At 46.3% G+C, this 18470-nt stretch carries 15 protein-coding genes; 12 read left to right on the top strand and 3 right to left on the bottom strand.

Features of this window, described 5'->3' with window-relative positions:
* Positions 1-3: 3 nt before the first annotated feature.
* The 5 genes from iolE (at position 4) to QMA39_RS13495 (ending at position 6765) form a co-directional block, all read left to right on the top strand.
* Positions 4-906, top strand: coding sequence for a myo-inosose-2 dehydratase (gene iolE, locus QMA39_RS13475; RefSeq protein ID WP_206933772.1), 903 nt, complete (start codon positions 4-6; stop codon positions 904-906).
* Entirely contained in the window at positions 903-2495 is a 1593-nt protein-coding gene (locus QMA39_RS13480) for a solute:sodium symporter family transporter (RefSeq protein ID WP_206933773.1), read from the top strand. Before iolE ends, QMA39_RS13480 begins: the two co-directional genes overlap by 4 nt.
* A 20-nt stretch (positions 2496-2515) precedes the next feature.
* Positions 2516-3541 (top strand): inositol 2-dehydrogenase, encoded by a 1026-nt coding sequence (iolG, locus tag QMA39_RS13485; RefSeq protein ID WP_206933774.1) that lies wholly within the window; start codon positions 2516-2518, stop codon positions 3539-3541.
* Positions 3534-4376, top strand: coding sequence for a ketose-bisphosphate aldolase (locus QMA39_RS13490; RefSeq protein WP_281659031.1), 843 nt, complete (start codon positions 3534-3536; stop codon positions 4374-4376). Before iolG ends, QMA39_RS13490 begins: the two co-directional genes overlap by 8 nt.
* A gap of 232 nt (positions 4377-4608) precedes the next feature.
* A complete protein-coding gene (locus QMA39_RS13495) occupies positions 4609-6765 on the top strand; it encodes a type IA DNA topoisomerase (RefSeq protein ID WP_281659032.1) in 2157 nt (718 codons plus the stop codon).
* Positions 6766-6796: 31 nt separating this feature from the next.
* On the opposite strand, the gene QMA39_RS13500 is transcribed toward QMA39_RS13495, so the two are convergent.
* Entirely contained in the window at positions 6797-8074 is a 1278-nt protein-coding gene (locus tag QMA39_RS13500) for a DUF5068 domain-containing protein (RefSeq protein ID WP_206933777.1), read from the bottom strand.
* Between the two features lie 305 nt (positions 8075-8379).
* On the opposite strand from QMA39_RS13500, the gene QMA39_RS13505 reads away from it, so the two are divergent.
* The 3 genes from QMA39_RS13505 (at position 8380) to QMA39_RS13515 (ending at position 10504) form a co-directional block, all read left to right on the top strand.
* On the top strand, positions 8380-9339 hold the full coding sequence (locus QMA39_RS13505) for an ATP-dependent 6-phosphofructokinase (protein WP_281659242.1): 960 nt from the start codon (positions 8380-8382) through the stop codon (positions 9337-9339).
* A 165-nt stretch (positions 9340-9504) separates the two neighbouring features.
* On the top strand, positions 9505-9891 hold the full coding sequence (locus QMA39_RS13510; RefSeq protein ID WP_281659033.1) for a YbaN family protein: 387 nt from the start codon (positions 9505-9507) through the stop codon (positions 9889-9891).
* A 106-nt stretch (positions 9892-9997) separates the two neighbouring features.
* Complete coding sequence (locus QMA39_RS13515) at positions 9998-10504, top strand: DUF1456 family protein (RefSeq protein WP_281659034.1); 507 nt, start codon at positions 9998-10000, stop codon at positions 10502-10504.
* A gap of 38 nt (positions 10505-10542) precedes the next feature.
* On the opposite strand, the gene QMA39_RS13520 is transcribed toward QMA39_RS13515, so the two are convergent.
* Positions 10543-10740 (bottom strand): hypothetical protein, encoded by a 198-nt coding sequence (locus QMA39_RS13520; RefSeq protein ID WP_027955629.1) that lies wholly within the window; start codon positions 10738-10740, stop codon positions 10543-10545.
* A gap of 246 nt (positions 10741-10986) precedes the next feature.
* Positions 10987-11232, bottom strand: a complete 246-nt coding sequence (locus QMA39_RS13525) for a hypothetical protein (RefSeq protein WP_281659035.1) — start codon at positions 11230-11232, stop codon at positions 10987-10989.
* 174 nt (positions 11233-11406) lie between these two features.
* On the opposite strand from QMA39_RS13525, the gene QMA39_RS13530 reads away from it, so the two are divergent.
* The 4 genes from QMA39_RS13530 (at position 11407) to QMA39_RS13545 (ending at position 18457) form a co-directional block, all read left to right on the top strand.
* Positions 11407-12057, top strand: a complete 651-nt coding sequence (locus QMA39_RS13530) for an SDR family oxidoreductase (RefSeq protein ID WP_206934321.1) — start codon at positions 11407-11409, stop codon at positions 12055-12057.
* Between the two features lie 237 nt (positions 12058-12294).
* Complete coding sequence (locus QMA39_RS13535; protein WP_206933780.1) at positions 12295-14199, top strand: LTA synthase family protein; 1905 nt, start codon at positions 12295-12297, stop codon at positions 14197-14199.
* 167 nt (positions 14200-14366) lie between these two features.
* Positions 14367-15986 (top strand): FAD-dependent monooxygenase, encoded by a 1620-nt coding sequence (locus QMA39_RS13540; protein WP_281659036.1) that lies wholly within the window; start codon positions 14367-14369, stop codon positions 15984-15986.
* A gap of 236 nt (positions 15987-16222) precedes the next feature.
* Positions 16223-18457, top strand: a complete 2235-nt coding sequence (locus QMA39_RS13545) for a YhgE/Pip domain-containing protein (protein WP_281659037.1) — start codon at positions 16223-16225, stop codon at positions 18455-18457.
* Positions 18458-18470: the final 13 nt, after the last annotated feature.

The raw sequence follows: 18470 nt of genomic DNA on the forward strand, positions 1-18470 counted from the left end.
AAGATGGACAATCAAATCAAATTAGGCTGTGCACCTATTGCCTGGACCAACGATGATATGCCGGAGCTTGGAGAGACCAACTCATTTGAGCAGTGTATCAGTGAAATGGCACTTGCTGGATATAAGGGGACGGAAATTGGTAACAAATACCCTCGGGATCCTGAAGTGTTGAAGTCTTATTTAGAAATCCGGGGTCTTGAAGTAGCCAGTGCCTGGTTCAGTGCCTTTTTAACGACGCAGCCGTTGGAAGAAGTAAAGAAGGCCTTCATTGAACATCGTGACTTTCTCCACGCCATGGGTGCTGAAGTCATCGTCGTATCTGAGCAGGGAAACAGCATTCAAGGTCAGAAGACGGTACCGCTTTTTGAACAAAAACCTGTTTTCAATGAGAAAGAATGGAAGCGTTTTATTGATGGGTTGGAGGAGCTTGGTGACCTGGCAGCGGAGAAAGGCATGTCGATCGTTTACCACCATCACATGGGAACGGGGGTGCAGACGACAGAGGAAATCGACCGGCTAATGGTATCTACGGATCCGGCTAAGGTCAGCCTGTTGTTTGATACCGGCCACCTCGTTTTTTCAGGAGAAGATCCTCTTGAAATTCTTGAGAGATATTTTGACCGCATTAAACATGTCCACTTCAAAGATGTTCGGAGAGATATCGCTGCAGAAGTACAAAGGGAACAAGACAGCTTTCTGACAGGAGTGAAAAAGGGGGCTTTTACTGTCCCTGGTGATGGAATGATCGATTTCGCCCCCATCATGAATTATCTGGCCCGCCATCAGTACACCGGATGGATCGTTGTGGAAGCGGAACAGGACCCGGATGTATGCAATGCTTTTGAATATGCATTGAAAGCAAAAAAGCACATTGACGCCTTGCTGCATAAGGAGGAGGTTAGGTGAACTGGTTTGCCATTGTCAGTTTTGTTGCGATTCTTTTGGCCATCTACTTATATGCGTTTTATAAAAGCCGCAGTGTAGATAAAAAGGATTCTGAAGGATACTTCCTGGGGGGGCGATCCCTCATGGGCACGACAGTCGGAATGTCGATTATCATGACCAATCTGTCTACCGAACACCTCGTTGGACAGAACGGCCAGAGTTACATAGCCGGTGTGGAAGTGATGGCCTGGGAAGTGACAGCCTCCGTAGCGATCGTGATGTGTGCGTGGGTTTTTCTGCCGCGCTACTTCAAATATGGAGTCAATACGATTTCAGATTTTATTGAAGTCCGCTATGACACGATGACCAAGCGTATTGTCTCTATTCTATTCATGTTTACATACACGGTCAGTTTCATGCCGGTGGTTTTATACTCAGGTTCATTAATTTTTAACGATTTATTTAATGTAGAACAGCATCTAGGCGTAAGTTCAATGACTGCCGTCGTTATTATTGCTTCTCTTATTGGGATTATTGGTGTTCTCTATTTATTTGTCGGGGGTCTTTCCCTTGTCGCTCACAGTGACTCCTTATATGGTGTTGGTCTGGTATTTGGAGGACTTGCAATTACGGTATTGGGGTTCATTGCTCTTGGAGACAGCAGTTTCCTTAACGGCCTGGATCATTTTGTGTCACAATCTTCTGATAAGTTAAATGCCTGGGGGGATTTGGATTCAGCGATTGTCCCTTGGCCGACGCTGTTTTTTGGAATGTTCTTTAACAACTTATACTTCTGGTGTACCAATCAGATGATTGTCCAGAAAGCCCTGGCTGCTAAGGATCTGAAAGAAGCGCAGAAAGGGACCATGCTCGTCGGCTTTTTCAAAATCTGCGGGATTTTCTTTCTCGTCATTCCTGGGATCATCGCTTATAACCTGTTTGGCGGCGAGATGCAGATGGATCTTGCTTATCCGTCACTTGTCAATGAGGTGTTGCCGGGCTGGGCGTTTGGAATTTTCGGTGCGGTCGTGTTTGGTGCAATTATGAGCTCGTTTATTGGTGCATTGAATGCAACCGTAACTTTGTTCAGTCTTGATTTTTATAAGCCAGTCATTAACAAGAAAGCGACTAACCGTGACATTGCAAAAATGGGTCGGATTTTGACTGTAGCTGTCGGAGTGGTCGTGATTGCGATTGCACCATTGATTTCCTTATTTCCACAAGGGTTGTTTGCGGTCATCCAGGAATTCAATGGCTTATATAACATGCCGCTGCTGGCCATTATCCTTGTCGGGTTTTTCTCGAAAAAAACATCTGCTCTCGGGGCTAAAGTTACATTTATTTTCCACGTCATTACCTACAGTTTATCAAAGGTGTTTTTAACAGAAATTCATTATCTGTATGTGTGGAGTGTACTATTTATTCTTGATATCACGATTCTTTATATAATGAGTCGGACGAAGCCGGATAAGGAAGACTTCGAGTTCGATAAGTATCAAAGTAAAGTGGACCTCACACCATGGAAGCATTCGAAGCTGATCGGAACGTTGATTCTGATCGTTGTAGTCGGGATGTACATCGTCTTTTCACCACTTGTTCTGGCATCTTAATTTAAAAGGGGGAGCCTACTATGAAAAAAGTAACAGTCGGTATTATCGGTGCGGGCCGTATCGGAAAACTGCATATCGATAATCTAAAGAGAAACCCACATGTCCGTTTGAAAAAAGTCTCTGATCTTTTCTCTGATCAGCTGAAGGACTGGTTTGAAACGAGCGGAGTGGAGGAAATCACGGCGGATTACTATGATATTTTTCAAGATCAGGAGATTGACGCGGTTTTTATCTGTTCTCCAACAAGTACACATGCGGACCTGATTAAACTGGGGGCTCAGCATAACAAACATATTTTCTGTGAAAAGCCTGTGAGTTTCAGTGACCAGGAAACTCTGGAAGCGTATGATCAAGTCCGGAAGGCGGGCGTTCAATTTCAAGTCGGGTTCAACCGCCGCTTTGACAGCAACTTCGCTGAGATGAAGGCACGTATCAAGCGCAGCGATATTGGTGATGTCCATGTTCTTAAAATCACGTCCAGGGACCCGAACCCGCCGCACCTTGATTATATTGCATCTTCCGGCGGTTTGTTCATGGATATGACTATTCACGATTTTGATATGGCCAGACACCTTGTTGGGGAAGAAGTGGTGGAGGTTTACGCTAAAGGCGGAAACCTTGTCGACCCGGCTATCGGTGAAAAAGGGGATATTGATACAGCTATTGTGACATTGACCTTTGCGAATGGCGCTTTAGGTGTTATTGATAACAGCAGGGAAGCGGTATACGGCTATGATCAGCGGATTGAAATCTTCGGGAACGGCGGCGCTTTAGTTGCGGACAATCAGACGTCGACGAATTTAAAGTATTACAATGCTGGTACAGTAGAGTCCGATAAGCCACTGCCATTCTTTTTGGAAAGGTATAATGATTCGTTCATACATGAAACGGAACAGTTTATAGAAAGTATTCTCCAGGACCGTCCGACAGGCGTTCAATTTGAGGACGGTATCATGGCCCAGCGCATCGCAAGGGCAGCGCAGGAATCCTATGAGACAGGAAAACCAGTGCAAGTCAATTATGAAATTGGGCGTTCCTATGTATAACGTCTTAGATGATGCTTTAGAAAACAATTACGCTGTCCCCCAATTCAATATGAACGGCTGGATCTGGCTGGAGGCCATCCTGAAAACGGCAGAAGCCTGCCGCGCTCCAGTTATTGTAGGGACGACAGATAAAATCGTCGATCAAATAGGAGGATTCCGTCTGCTGTCTGAATCCTTTTCGATTATGAAAGAAGAAATCGGGCTGACGGTTCCGGCTGTTCTTCATCTTGATCATGGGCAGACCGTTGAGCGCTGCATGGCAGCCGTTGATGCCGGCTACGATTCTGTCATGTATGACGGCTCTAAAATCTCTATTGAAGAAAATATAGAAAATACAAGAAAGGTAGTGGCCTACGCTCATAAGCATGGAGTTACCGTTGAAGCGGAAGTCGGCAGTGTCGGAGGTACAGAAGATGGCATTTACAGTGATCTATTGTATGCCGATTTGAATGAATGCCGTACATTGATAGAGGAAACGGGCGTCGACAGCCTTGCGCCGGCACTAGGTTCTGTGCACGGAAAGTACAAAGGCGAACCAAATCTTGGATTTAAGGAAATGGCTGCTCTTCGTGAATCCACCCCTGTGCCTTTCGTCCTTCACGGAGCCTCGGGTATCAGTAATGAAGATCTGAGCAGGGCCATCAGCTATGGCCATGCGAAAATTAACTACAATACCGAGTTGAATATTGCCTGGTCACAGGCGACGCGTCGAATATTGGAAGGCAATGCAGATCTTTATGCCCCGATGGAAATCTTGAAGCCTGGAAAAGAAGCCCTGAAGGAAACAGTGGCCACCGTCCTCAGGCGGACAGGTGCTTACCACCAGGTGAAATAACTTAGAGATTGTGTTCTAAAAGGGGAAGGCTGTCGAGAGAATTATCGACAGCCTTATTTTTGTTGATGAGAGATCTTGTGAAATATTGGACTGGTTTATTGACCCGCTCCCGGCAAGCATCCACCGAAAAGCAGAATGCCACCTTTTTTTATTTCCATGATCCATCGATCTTCTCTTGCTTTCCAGCCTGTCTCATAGTACTCTTGTGATCTATTGAAGGGAGTGGAAGACCATGGAAAAGGTGGTCATCTTAGCCGAAAAACCCTCGCAGGCAAAAGCCTATGCCGAGGCCTTTACCGTGCAAAATAAAACGAAAACCCATATACAATTAAAACCTGACCATACGTTCCCGGATGGAGCGGTCATTACGTGGGGGGTCGGCCATTTAGTTGAGCTGAAGGAGCCCCACGATTATAAGCCCGAATGGAAAAAGTGGAAGCTGGATCAGCTGCCGATCGTTCCGGACCGGTACCTTGAAAAAGTTTCCAAAGGGAAATGGGATCAGTTCCAAGCCGTCAAAAAACTGTTCCAAAGCGCTGATGTGATCATCAATGCTGCGGACGTCGACCGGGAAGGCTCTAACATTTTCTACAGCATCCTCCGCCTGACGGGTGTGAAAAACAAGCCTGTCAAAAGACTTTGGATCAACTCCCTCGAGCGGGATGAAGTGCGCAAAGGATTTCAAAACCTGCAGGCCAATGATAAGGATCTACGGATGTTTGAAGAAGCCAAAGCCCGCCAGATCAGTGACTGGCTGGTCGGTATCAACGCCAGTCGTCTGTTTACTCTGCTGCTGCAGAAAAAGGGTTTTGGCAGCTACCTGTCGATTGGACGCGTCCAGTCCCCGACCGTGTATTTGATCTACCAGCGTCATAAGGAAATTGAAAGCTTTGTCTCTGAGCCCTTTTACCAGATTGAAGGTCAGTTCCAGGCGGAGAAAGGCTCTTATAAAGGGCTGGCTAAAATCAAGGAAAAGGATAAGGCAAAAGTACAAGCCTTGATGGATGAGTACGGTTTAAAGGAGAATGAACTGCTGTCTGGTGTTGTGGAAAATGTTGATAAAAAGACGAAGTACATCAAATCACCGAAGCTTCATTCGCTATCCACGCTGCAGAGTGTCGCGAACCGGCGTTGGAAGTATACACCATCCCATGTATTGAAAACGATGCAGAAGCTGTATGAGAAAAAACTCGTCACCTATCCACGTACGGATTGTAACTTCATAACGGAAAGTGAATTTTCCTACCTGGTAAAAAATCTCGATGGGTATCAAAAGACGTTGAATGTCTCGTTTACGCCGGTTTCCCTGAAGCCGAAGAAGCGGTACGTCGACAGCAGCAAGGTGCAGGAGCACTATGCGATCATACCGACAAAATCGGTGCCGACAGAGAAGAAACTGAGCGGGCTGAGCCGTGATGAGCAGAACATTTACAATGAGGTGCTTGCAACGACGCTTGCCATGTTCCATACCGATTACATTTATGAAGAAACCACTCTTTACACCCACGTAAAAGAACTGCCGTTTAAAACGACCGGTAAGCGCGATGTCAGTCAAGGGTGGAAGGAACTGTTTCCGAAGCCGGCCAAAGCGAAGGAAAAGGAACCCCTCCTTCCTGAAGTCCATCAGGGAGAAGAAGTGGACGCGAAGCTTCATATTAAAGAAAGCATGACACAGCCTCCGAAGCCGTACACTGAAGGTCAGCTGATCAATATGATGAAGACATGCGGAAAATTGATGGATGATGAAGGGGACGTTGAAATTTTAAAAGAAGTCGAAGGTCTGGGAACCGAAGCAACGCGTTCAAGCATCATCGAAACTATCAAAGCGCAGAATTATATTGAAGTGAAGAAGAATAACGTCTATGTAACGGAAAAAGGTAAGATGCTCTGTGAAGCCATCGAAGGCACACTGTTGTCGAGTCCATCCCTTACGGCTAAGTGGGAGACGTATTTGAAGAAAATCGGCAGCGGTGAAGGCTCCAGACAGGTGTTTCTTAAGCAGACCGGCCAATTTATCGAAAAACTCATTCAGGAGACCCCGGAGGCTCTGCAGCAGGTGGAAGTCCGCAGTACCGGGGAAAAGACATCCCGGGGCAGCAGCAAAGAACCGATTGCCAAATGTCCATCCTGTCAGACCGGTGAGATTATGGACCGCTATAAGTTTTATGGCTGTTCCAATTACAAGGAAGGCTGTAAGGTGACTTTTCCGAAGAAGCTTGCCGGCAAGACGCTGACAAGAAATATGATCAAGACGCTTTGTGAGAAGAAGAAAACGAAGGTCCTCAAAGGCTTTAAGGGCAAGAAGCCGTTCAGCACCGCTTTGAAGCTGGATGAGAACTACAGCATCAAGTTTGATTTTGAAAGCAAAAATAAGCAGACCACATCATAAAGAGGAGTCCTTTCACAGGACTCCTCTTTACTTATCGTGGAAGTTTGAACATGGCTGTTTCGCCTTTGAAAAGATCTTTTCCATCCGGACCCATGAATGGTCCGAACTCCAGGTCGAACGTTTCCACTGTATCAAAGTCATCTTTTCTAAATAAAAAGACGTGTAATTTCTCACCAGATGCGCCGGCGGCAATTTCTTTTGGATCCGACGGCTCAACCATTCCCTGGGAAAGTACAGAGCCTCGGTCTCCGTCGACATATACTTTAGAAACAAAGTTGAAGATGTTCAAATTTTTGTCGGACTGGTTATCGATGCTGAGTTTTACTGTTAAAGCAACGATACCGTTGTCTCCGAAGTTATCGAAACGGGATTCATTGCCCTGAGTGGGATTGATTTCAGTATACTGGACGCCGTTTAAAGTAATGTCCACGTCCCCGATAGATTTCGTTTCCTCAAGGCCTGACTCTTCGAATAGCATTTCTTTTTCAGCAAGGTTCCCTGTGGTCAGTTCATCCCTGTAGAAGTCAGCACTGGTTTCTGAATTTCCCCCGGCATTTTCTGTTGCTTGTTCCTCATCACCTAGGATAAAGTCGAAGGTTTTACTGCCCTTGAATGAATTCTCAAACTGCTTGTTGTCGGCTGCTCCGTCTTCAATGACCATCTTCGGATTGACATCCTGAAGCACCTGGTACTGGTCATTAGTGAGGGTGAAGGTAACAAGTCCACTCACTTCTTCACCGGCACCGTATTTCCCGTACTCTTCTTCTGTTTCAGATACGGGGTATTCCTCCCGAACGAACGTCTTTTCTTCTCTTAATGCGTCCACTTCGTTCACTCCCTGCAGAAGCAGGATGGTTGGATAGTACATCGCCTTGTCTTTGGTATTGTTGATCGTTACCTCGGATGTAATGACATATCCTTCTGACTGGTCATCAAATTCGATGTACATGTCTTCATTCATGTCTGTCACTTTCACAATTTGATACTTGTCAACGGTTACTTGAAAGCCATCCATATCATGGGTGAACCCTGGATCGTCGTTCGTGTAGACGACATCGACATTTCCTTCAGTTTGTTCTGCGATGTTTGGATTCATGATTTCATTGGAAGAACTGGAGGTTTCCTCCTTGACTGCTTCCGGTTGTTCTTTTTTTGTCTCTTCCGCTGTCTGCTTGTTGGTGTTGGTTTCTTCTGTGTTTTCTGTCGGTTCTTCATTTTCCGTAGATCCAGAAGTTTCTTCTTGTCCGCAGGCCGCCACAAACACCAGCAGACACAGGATCCCGAACATACCCATGATTCTTCTTGGCATGATTACACAACCTTTCCTTTTTTTGTCTATACCATCATATCGAATTTGTCGTTCGATGTCTTTTTATAAGTTGTAATAAAAAGGAAATTTGTGTTTTTTACCATTTTAAGACGGTGCTTCTTGTGGAGGTTGGGGTTTATATGTTGAATTTTTGTAAAAGAAACGTGAGAATGATGAGTAAGGAGCTCTCGACAGGGTGATGGTTAAGAAAGAAAATCGGAGAGCTTAAGGACGAAACTGAGAAGCATCATACCGGCATTTGCAAGTGCCGGGGACGGATTCATAGTGGAAAGTGAGTGGTCATGATGAAAAGATTCGGTGTATTAACAAGCGGAGCAGATGCTCCGGGAATGAATGCAGCCATCCGGGCTGTTGTCCGTTCCGGCGTTTACTACGATTTAGATATGATTGGAATCCAATATGGTTTCCAGGGCCTTATAGATGGGAAAATGGATCAGATGGATGCTGCATCTGTCGGATCGATCATGCAGCGGGGTGGAACGATTTTACAGTCCTCCCCTTCTGATGTAGTTTTTACAGAAGAAGGTAAAGCGAAGGCTCTTCAAATGATCAAGCAGCATGGAATCGATTCCCTTATCGTCATAGGTGGCAAAGAGTCGCTGCAGGCAGCGGCTGTTCTGGAAGAAGCCGGCGTACCTACTGCCGCGATTCCAGCGACGATTGATTCTGATATTCCTGGTGTTTATGAAGTCATTGGTTTTGATACCGCTCTGAATACGGTAATGGATTACATTGACCGGATCCGGGATACGGCTTCCTCCCATGAAAAGTCTTCCATTATTGAAGTGATGGGCCGGGACACCGGTAATCTTGCCCTTTGGTCCGGACTTGCCGGCGGGGCGGAAAACATTTTGATTCCTGAGAAAAAAGAGGACCTGGACTCCATCGTTGAGCAGATCAAACAGGGGCCGTCGCGCAGCAAGCGCTACAGTATCGTTGTTGTTGCAGAGGGAACCGTGAGTGGGATCGATCTCAATGAACGACTGAAGCAGGAGGCGGGCATCGAGTCACGTGTAACGGTTCTCGGCCATACTCAGCGCGGAGGTGCCCCGACAGCGGCCGACCGGATTCTCGCCAGCCGCCTTGGAGCCTATGCCGTCGATCTGTTGATCAAGGATCAATCAGGTGTGATCGTCACTATAAAGGATAATCGGCCTGAAGCCCTTACCTATGGATCTGTCCATGCGAAAACGGTACAAGTGGACGAAGACGTGTACAACCTATCCTCTCGTTTATCCATATAAAAAAACTTCCCATCTTCAGGATGGGAAGTTTTTTCGTAGATGGAGAAGTCCTCGGTTTCCATATGAAATAATGGAAACGCTAGGGGTGGAAGGGATACAATAGAGATAACCGGACTACTATACAGTTATGATAATCGGTTCAATTTACTTTTTAAGGAGTTAATGATGAAACAAGTTGTGAAGATTCTGCTGATCATTGTCGGAAGCGTGTCCCTTGGTCTGGGTATACTGGGCATCGTCCTGCCGTTGATTCCGACGACTCCGTTTCTACTATTAACAGCTGCATGCTATGTACGAAGTTCTGATCGTCTGTACAACTGGCTGATGACGAATAAATGGTTTGGCAGTTATATACAAAATTATAAATCAGGCCGGGGGCTCCCCCTGAAAGCGAAAATATCAATCCTTGTAATGATTTGGTCTTCATTTTTATTCTCGGCTTTTTATATTGCTCCAAATCTTCTTATGAAGGTCGGATTCATCTTCGGCGGGTGCTTTTTCACAGTGGTCATCTATCTGACGAAAACATACAAGCCGGAGGATCATTCCTGATTTTTTCTCTTCAGCCTTATAGAATACGGAGAAACGTGGTAGGATGAGGACTGGTGTGAAAAAGCGTGAAAAAGCGGAAAAAGAACGTACAACAGGAGGTTGTGTAATGGATAATAACGATATATTGATTCGTCTGCGTTATGCTCTTGATTTAAGGGACAGTGAAATGAAGGAAATCTTTGAGCTCGGCGGTGAGGACCTTGCTGTGGAAGAGGTCAAGCTGGTGCTGACGAAAATAGAGGAAGACGACGAGGAAGCCGTGGACGGTATGGATTATATCAAGTGTACGAACAGTATGCTGGAATCATTCCTTAATGGCTTCATCATTTATAAGCGCGGCCCTCAGAAAACGAAGGACGGCGGGCCTGTCAAGCCGGACCGCTCCATCAAAAACCGTTCCAGTGTGAACAATGTCATGATGAAGAAGGTGAAAATCGCCCTGCAGCTGAAAAATGAGGATGTGATTGATATCCTTGATGAAGCGGGCGTTTCGATCAGCAAAGGCGAACTCAGTGCGATCCTAAGAAAAGAGGGGCATAAAAACTATAAGCCCTGCCTGGATAAGTTCGCTCGGAACTTCCTGAAAGGTCTGGCCATTAAGTATCGTACTTGAATTGAAAAAAAGCGTCCGGATCAAACTGGACGCTTTTTTTATATGGAAGACACGTGGACGGGATCAATGGTGCTTGTGAGCGGATACTTCACCCGGAACTTACGATTGATGGCATGAACCAGGGCTTGTTTGGCTTCCTCAGATTTTATGACACCTTCTTCAATATCCTCATGCTCCATCTTCACCTCAAAATCAATCTGGTGATGTTTGTAATGGATTTTTCCAGAAACGACCATAGGAAAGAACCCCTCCTTATGCAGATCTTTTTAAGGAGAAGTTCCCTTCAAGTCTATTGGTAAAACTTTCTTATCAAAAGCCTGAAAATCGTTTAAGGGGAATCCGGATCATCAGGTTGACGTTCGCTTCCTTGCTTTCTATTTTCACCGTCAACAGATAAGGAAAGGGCAGTGTTTAAGTGCTGCATGGACGGCGTCATTCTGTTTATCTGAAAAATCAAGGTGTGGAGATTTTCGATTCTTCGGTCAATCTTCATACACTTCGCATTCAATCGTGTCCATGTTGGCCATTGCTCGTTTCATCCGCTCAAATTTCACTTCATCGACCATGTCCTGCATACGCTCACCTGACCGGACGATCAGAAACTTCATTTCATACGATACTTTCCTCATGGTCGGTCTGATGGTTCGTTTGATCACTGGAAAGACAGCGGATCCGGTAATGAGAACGACAGATCCTACTGCTGCTGTCTGGATAAATCGTAAGAACATCGGTTGCACCTCCGTAATGATCGGTCTTATCTTAAGGTTTGCCCCTGGCTGTAAGCTTTATACCAAGGGGGCTGCCCGGCTTTTTTTAAGGGCTGGAGTGTTCCTACGTTTCTTTTTCTTGAAAAAGGGATACATATAAAGGAGATACTTATCGATGAAAGGATGGATTTATCCATGAAGGTACTTGTCGTAGGAGCCAATGGTCAGGTAGGAAAGCACCTTGTACAGAACATACAAAACCATGATGATATAGAAGCTGTAGCTATGATCCGTAAAGAGGAGCAGGCCTCCTATTTTAAGGATCTTGGTGCAGATACCGTCATTGTTGATCTTGAGGATGAGACAGAAAAAATAGCGGAAGCCTTTGACGGGGTGGATGCTGTCGTGTTTACAGCGGGGTCAGGGCCGAACACAGGGCCGGACAAAACGGTAATGATTGACCTTGATGGAGCTGTGAAAACGATGGAGGCTGCCAAACAAAAAGGAGTCAGCCGCTACGTGATGGTCAGTTCCTTTGATACGACACGTGAGGCGATCCAGGGAGCTCCGGCGTCCTTCGCTCCGTATGTCATTGCGAAGCATTATGCCGATGACTGGCTCCGTCGTACGAACTTGAATTATACGATCGTCCATCCAGGTATTCTGACAAATGAAGATGGTACCGGTCAGGTAGAGGCAGCAGAGACCGTTGAACGGGGAGAGATTTCCCGGGAGGATGTTGCAGGCGTTCTGCTTTCGGTGCTTGAAAACGAATCAACGATTGGAAAAGAGTTTCAAGTCGTTGGTGGATCTACATCCATCAAAGATGCTGTGAACAAACTCTAAGCTTTCGAACAGGGGCAGCCTGCTGATTCAGCAGGCTGTTTTTTTATGGGCTGCGGCTTCTCTTATTACGAGGTTGTTACAGAATTAAAAGAACATAACAGATTATTTAAAACAAGGGGTTTTTCTTTAAAATATGTTATGATCAGTTTTGTCGTAGAAAAAAACGGCACCCATGATGCAGCGAATGTGCTGTCGGTATTTTAGTTGATTTTGGTTTATTAAAACGGAGGTTATTTCATGATTTCTAAATGGAAAGCTAAATTGGAAGACCCCGCCAATAAGAAAAAAGTAATGATTTATGGAGCGGTGATGGCTGTTTTCTGGCTGAAGATGTATATCATCCAGAGCGGCATCTTCAACCTTGACGTTGAAAACTTCAATGAAGCCTTAATTCTGGCCTTCAACCCACTCAGCAGTATTTTTCTTTTATTTGGTGTAGGGATTCTGCTTGCCGGCCGTAAAGGTATGCTGGCCATGTATATTGTCGGATCGCTTTTATTATATTTTAACGTCTTATTTTACAGAGAATACTCTGATTTCCTAACCATTCCTATGCTGGGGCAGGCGGCAAACCTTGCCGGGCTCGGAGGGAGTATTACAGATATTCTTTCCTGGACAGACATTTTCTTGTTTGTCGATATTTTTGCAGCGGCCTTTCTTTTGTTCTATTTGAACGGGAAGCGCCTGACGTCTTTCCAGCCGAAGCGTAAAGAAGGTTTCATCCTTGCGGCGCTGGCCATCCCCTTGTTCATCGTGAATATCGGATGGGCGCAGACGGAGCGTACAGAATTACTGCAGCGGGCCTTTGACCGCAATATGCTGGTGAAATATATCGGCGTTCTGAACTTCCACGCGTATGACATTGTGCTTCAAGGGCAGACCGAAGCGAAGAAGACGTTCGCGGACAGCAACGAACTCGTTCCGGTTCTCAATTATTTGAATGAAACGAAGTCCGGTGCAGGTGAAGAAATGGAAGGGGCAGCGGAAGGTAAGAACGTCATCCTTCTTTCGCTGGAGAGTACGCAGACGTTTGTTGTGGATAACACATTGAACGGGGAAGAATTGACTCCTTATTTCAATGATTTGAAAGAAGAAGGAGCTTATTTCAGCAACTTCTACCACCAAGTGAAACAGGGGCGGACGTCCGATTCTGAGTTTCTGCTCGATAACTCTCTCTATGGACTGAACCGTGGAGCGGCTTTCTTTACCCATTCAGGTAATGAGTATGAGGCCACTCCGGAAGTTCTTGATAAGGAAGGCTATACGTCATCAGTTATGCACGCCAATGATGCGACTTTCTGGAACCGGAACGTCATGTACGATTCTCTCGGGTATGATCGTTTCTATTCGAAGAAAGACTATGATGTCACCGAAGAGAAGTCCCACAGCTGGGGTTACTTGGATGAATACTTCTTTGAGGATTCCTTAGCGAAAATGGAAGAGATGGAAGAGCCGTTCTACAACAAGATGATCACGCTCACCAACCACCATCCCTTTACTCTTCCGGAAGATAAACAGCTGATTGAAAAAGGAGAAACATCCAGTCAGACGCTGAACAACTACTTCCAGACCATCCGATACCAGGATGAGGCATTGAAGCAATTTGTGGAGGAATTCAAGCAGTCAGACCTCTATGACGACACGGTTCTCGTCATATACGGGGACCACTTTGGAATTTCTGAAAACCACCAGCAGGCGATGGGGGAATATCTCGATAAAGATATTAACGATTACGAGCAGTTCCAGCTTCAACGAGTGCCGCTTCTAATGATTGGAGAAGGCATTGAAGGTAAGGAATATGACACGGTAGGCGGCCAGATTGACCTGCGTCCGACCTTGATGAATATGCTCGGTGTAGAAGATGACAACCCGATCCAGTTCGGTCAGGACCTTTTCAATGAGGACCGCCAGGAGCTGATGGTCACACGTGACGGCAACTTCGCCAACGAAGAATATGTCGGCGTCAACGGCACCTGCTATGACCGGGAAACCGGTGAAGAGGTCGAAGACGCGGCCTGCGGAGAAGGCTTTGAACAGGCAGAAGAGGAACTGGCCTTGTCTGATTCCGTCGTATATGGAGACCTGCTGCGTTATCTGGATGAAACAGAGATGATTGAAGAAGAAGAGACGACTGATCAATAAAAATAGAGAAGAAAGAGTCTGCATACATGTATGCAGGCTCTTTTTTTGTGCTGTGTTTTTCTTGATGGACCCCTAATATGCCTCAACACGCTTGAAGCTCCGCCAGACGGGTATCGTACAATAGGTTGCGTTATACAAAAGTACGTAAAAGGAAGGGGCACAGAATCATGTCTTCCGTTATTGAAACAGATGTGATCGTCATCGGTGCCGGACCTACCGGATTGATGGCGGCCAATGAACTGAAAAAGCGTGGCGTCGATTTCATCTGTCTGGAGAAGCGCGAAGCACCATCCGATCTCTCAAAAGCGCTCGGTATCCAGGCACGGACGATGGAAATGTTTGAGCTTCTTGGTGTGCACAAGGAATTTCTCGAAAAAGGCTATCCAGGTCCCGGGGCTAAGCTTCATCTTGGTGGAGAGAATGCTTCCGTTGTGGAACTGTACCATATTGAAAGCCGTTATCCTTACCTCTTGATCCTCCCTCAGAGTGAAACAGAAAAAATCCTGGAAAGCCATCTCGCCTCGCTCGGTGGTACAGTTGAACGGGAACACGATGTCATGGATGTCCATCAGGATGAAACGGGCGTATACGTCAAGGCGTCCTGTAACGGGGAAGTGAAGGAATATAAAGCGGACTATTTAATTGCTGCGGACGGTGCACATAGTAAAGTGCGGGATGCGCTTAATATTGATTTTGAAGGAAAAGACGAAGGGTACACCTTTTTCCTTGGTGATGTGGACGTTCCAGGACTTGAAGAAATTTTTATTCATATGCATTTGAATGACCGTGGAGCTGTTGCCTTCTTTCCTTACAAAGACGGGAGTTACCGGGTGGTCGGTTTTGACCGCGCCAGGCAGGGGCTTCCTCACAAAGATGAGTTGACGTTGGAAGAACTGCAGGACAGCGTCAATACGGTCCTGAAATATTCCTACCGTCTTGAAAACCCGACATGGCTTTCCTATTTTGGTACCGCTCACCGTCAGGTCCCCGATTATCGGAAAAACCGGGTGTTTTTTGTTGGAGATGCGGCTCATATCCACAACCCGTTCGGAGGCCAGGGGATGAATCTCGGCCTGCAGGACGCTTCCAACCTGGGCTGGAAGCTGGCTTCAGTATTGAAAGGCTATGCTGCAGATTCGTTCCTGGACAGTTATAAGGATGAACGCTTTCCTATTGGGAAGGATGTTTTGAAAGAAACGTCCCGGATGTTGAAAGTCGTGAATCTGGAGGGAACCCAGGGGAAAGTCCGCAACTGGGCTGGAAAGGCAGCGCTGACTCAGGACTGGGTGCAGCAGAGGATCGCCAATCATCTATCCAATATTTATAACGAATATGAAAAGGTGAAAAGGAATAAAGAGCTGAAGGATTCCACCCTGCCGCGTAAAGCGCTCCAAGCCGGCCGCCGTGTACCTGATCATCTTTTGTTTTTCGATGGAGCGAAGGATGAGAGGCTGTATCCGTTCATCTGCGAATATGGATTTGTCTGTCTGATTTATATTGATGCCCAGCATCAGGATGTCATAGATTATGCGTACACATTTGCGGAAAAAGTGAATGACCAGTACCAAGGGCTGATGAAGATATTCCTTGTGGCTAAAGGGGGGACTGTCCATACGGACGGTGATGATCTTCCGATTATTTATGATGTCCACCGGCACATGGAACGGAAGCTCGGCATGGAAAAAGGAAGTGTGCTTTTGATCCGGCCGGATGGCCATGTTGCCATTCATGACACATCTATGGATGAAGAGAGGACGCTTGAGAAACTGCACCAGCTTTTTCAATAAGCGAGAAAGGAAACCCGCTTCTATTAGAAGCGGGTTTCCGCTCGTGGAATCACCTTTTTTCTTAATGATCGAAAATGAATTTTCGTCCTCTGCTGTGTGGATTGGTGGGGCTTACATGGAGATGCCGCCCTTTTCACTTTTGAAACATTCCTATATAATTTCTTCTCGTAGATAAAACTAACGTGAACTCATGTACTCCCATTCAAATCCATGACGAACGTATAGGAGCATCTGAAATGAAGAACATATGGAAAATATTCAGCAGAGACTGGAAAAATACCGCCACGAACTGGGTAGCGTTAATACTGATTCTTGGACTCGCTGTCCTCCCTTCCCTGTATGCCTGGTTCAACATCAAAGCATCGTGGGACCCTTACAGTCAGACGGACCAGCTGCCTGTGGCCGTGGTCAATGAAGACCAGGGAGCTGTTGTCCGGGATAAGGATATCGATGTCGGTCAGGAATTGGTGGATAACTTAAAGGATGAAGACAGTTTCGACTGGCAGTTTACCGATCGCGGTGAGGCGATGGATAAACTGGAGTACGGAGACTACTATGCCGTCATTGTCATTCCAGAGACTTTTTCTGAACACTTAGGAACGGTCGTGGAAGGGAATCCGGAAAAGTCGGAAGTGCAGTACTATGTCAACGAAAAGATTAATGCCATTGCCCCTAAAATTACTGAAAAAGGAGCCACGGTGCTGGTCGATCAAATTACCAGTCAGTTCATCTCGGAAGTGAACGGTACCGTTGCCGATCTGTTCAACGATCTTGGGCTTGAACTGGAGAACGATCTGCCGGATATCAAGCGCTTTGAAGAATATATTTTCAAGTTGGAAGAGAATCTGCCTGAAATTTATCAATTGATTTCCGACGCGTATGATGATTCGCAGAATGCTTCCTCCATCATCAACGATGTGCAGGGGCTCATTCCGCAGGCTGAGCAGGCGGCAGGGGATGGATTAAGCACAATTGATGAAACGACGGCGTTTATTGACGATGCCGAACAGCGGTTGAACGAGCTCTCTCCGCAGGTAAAGGAAGATTTAAGCGCGGCACAGCAGACGGCTGAGGACGTGAACGCCTTCTTGAAGGATGTCCAGTCGGTCGATGTGAATGTCGATTCCATTGGTGAAATCCGTAGTCAAATCAATGATCAGACAAGTCAGTCCTTGGAAGAAATTGCGGCGGTCGAGCAGCTTCTCCAACAAGTGAAGGAACAACAGCAGACTAATCAAGTGAATGAAGAAAATCAGGAAGACAATGGGGAAGAGAGCAGTGAAGAAAGCACATCGCAGCCATCCCCGCAGATTCCTGAGGAAACGATTGATCAGGCGATTGCTGATGTCCAGGCGATAGAAGAAGCTCTCACGGCCATCCAGGAGGACAGCAGTCAGATTGGTGACCGATTGTCAGAAGCTCAGCAGAACATCGATCAGACCCTTGCCTCCCTTGAAGAAAAATCAGGGGAAACGGCGGACCAGATTGATGCGTTCTTAAAAGAATATAACGAAAACATCGAGCCGCAGGTACTGTCTGAAATCGACAAAGCTCAAAGCACGCTTGCGGACGCCCGATCGATTTTGGTGGATGTCCAATCGACGGTTCCTGAAGTCGAGCGCATCCTGAACAGTACGGAAGGCAATATTGGTGAAGGTCAGGATATCCTGGAATATATGATGAATGAATATCCGTACGTCAATCAAAAAGTGAATGAAATGGCGGATCGGATACGTGATATCCAGGGAGAAACAGATATCAATGAAATCATCGATCTTCTGAAAAATGACCCGGCCGCAGAAGAAAACTTTTTTGAAGAACCGGTCACCTTAAGTAAGAACGCCCTGTTCCCGATTGAAAACTACGGAACAGGTATGACGCCTTTCTATACGGTACTGTCCCTGTGGGTCGGTGCACTGCTTCTGGTGTCGTTACTGTCTACGGATCCGGTCAACCTTCAGGAATACCGGAGTTATGAGCAGTACTTCGGAAAACTTGCGACATTTGTGAGTATCGGATTCCTGCAGACGCTTGTCGTCACGCTCGGAAACGTATTCCTGCTTGATATCGGTGTGGCTGAAGTTGTTCCATTTGTCCTGTTCGGTCTGCTGATCAGCTTTGTGTTTATGACGGTTGTCTTTACTCTTGTATCCGTTCTTGGAGACGTCGGAAAAGCCGGAGCAATTGTCATGCTCGTCCTGCAGATTGCCGGGTCGGGAGGAACGTATCCCGTTGCGCTTCTTCCGGAGTTTTTCCAGACGATTCATCCATTCCTTCCGTTTTCCTACGCCATCGATCTGATGCGGGAAGCGGTCGGAGGTATTGTGCCGGCCCGAGTCGAAACAGACTTGGTGTTCCTCAGTTTATTCGGCGGGGTATTTCTTTTAATCGGCGTCTTTCTGAAAGGACCGCTGCATAAGCGGACAAGACAGGTGAAGGCTAAATCGAGGGAATCCGGACTGTTCCATTAACACAAAAGGAGAG

Origin of the sequence: Halobacillus sp. Cin3 (assembly GCF_947311855.1) — a bacterium.
GTDB lineage: Bacteria > Bacillota > Bacilli > Bacillales > Halobacillaceae > Halobacillus > Halobacillus kuroshimensis.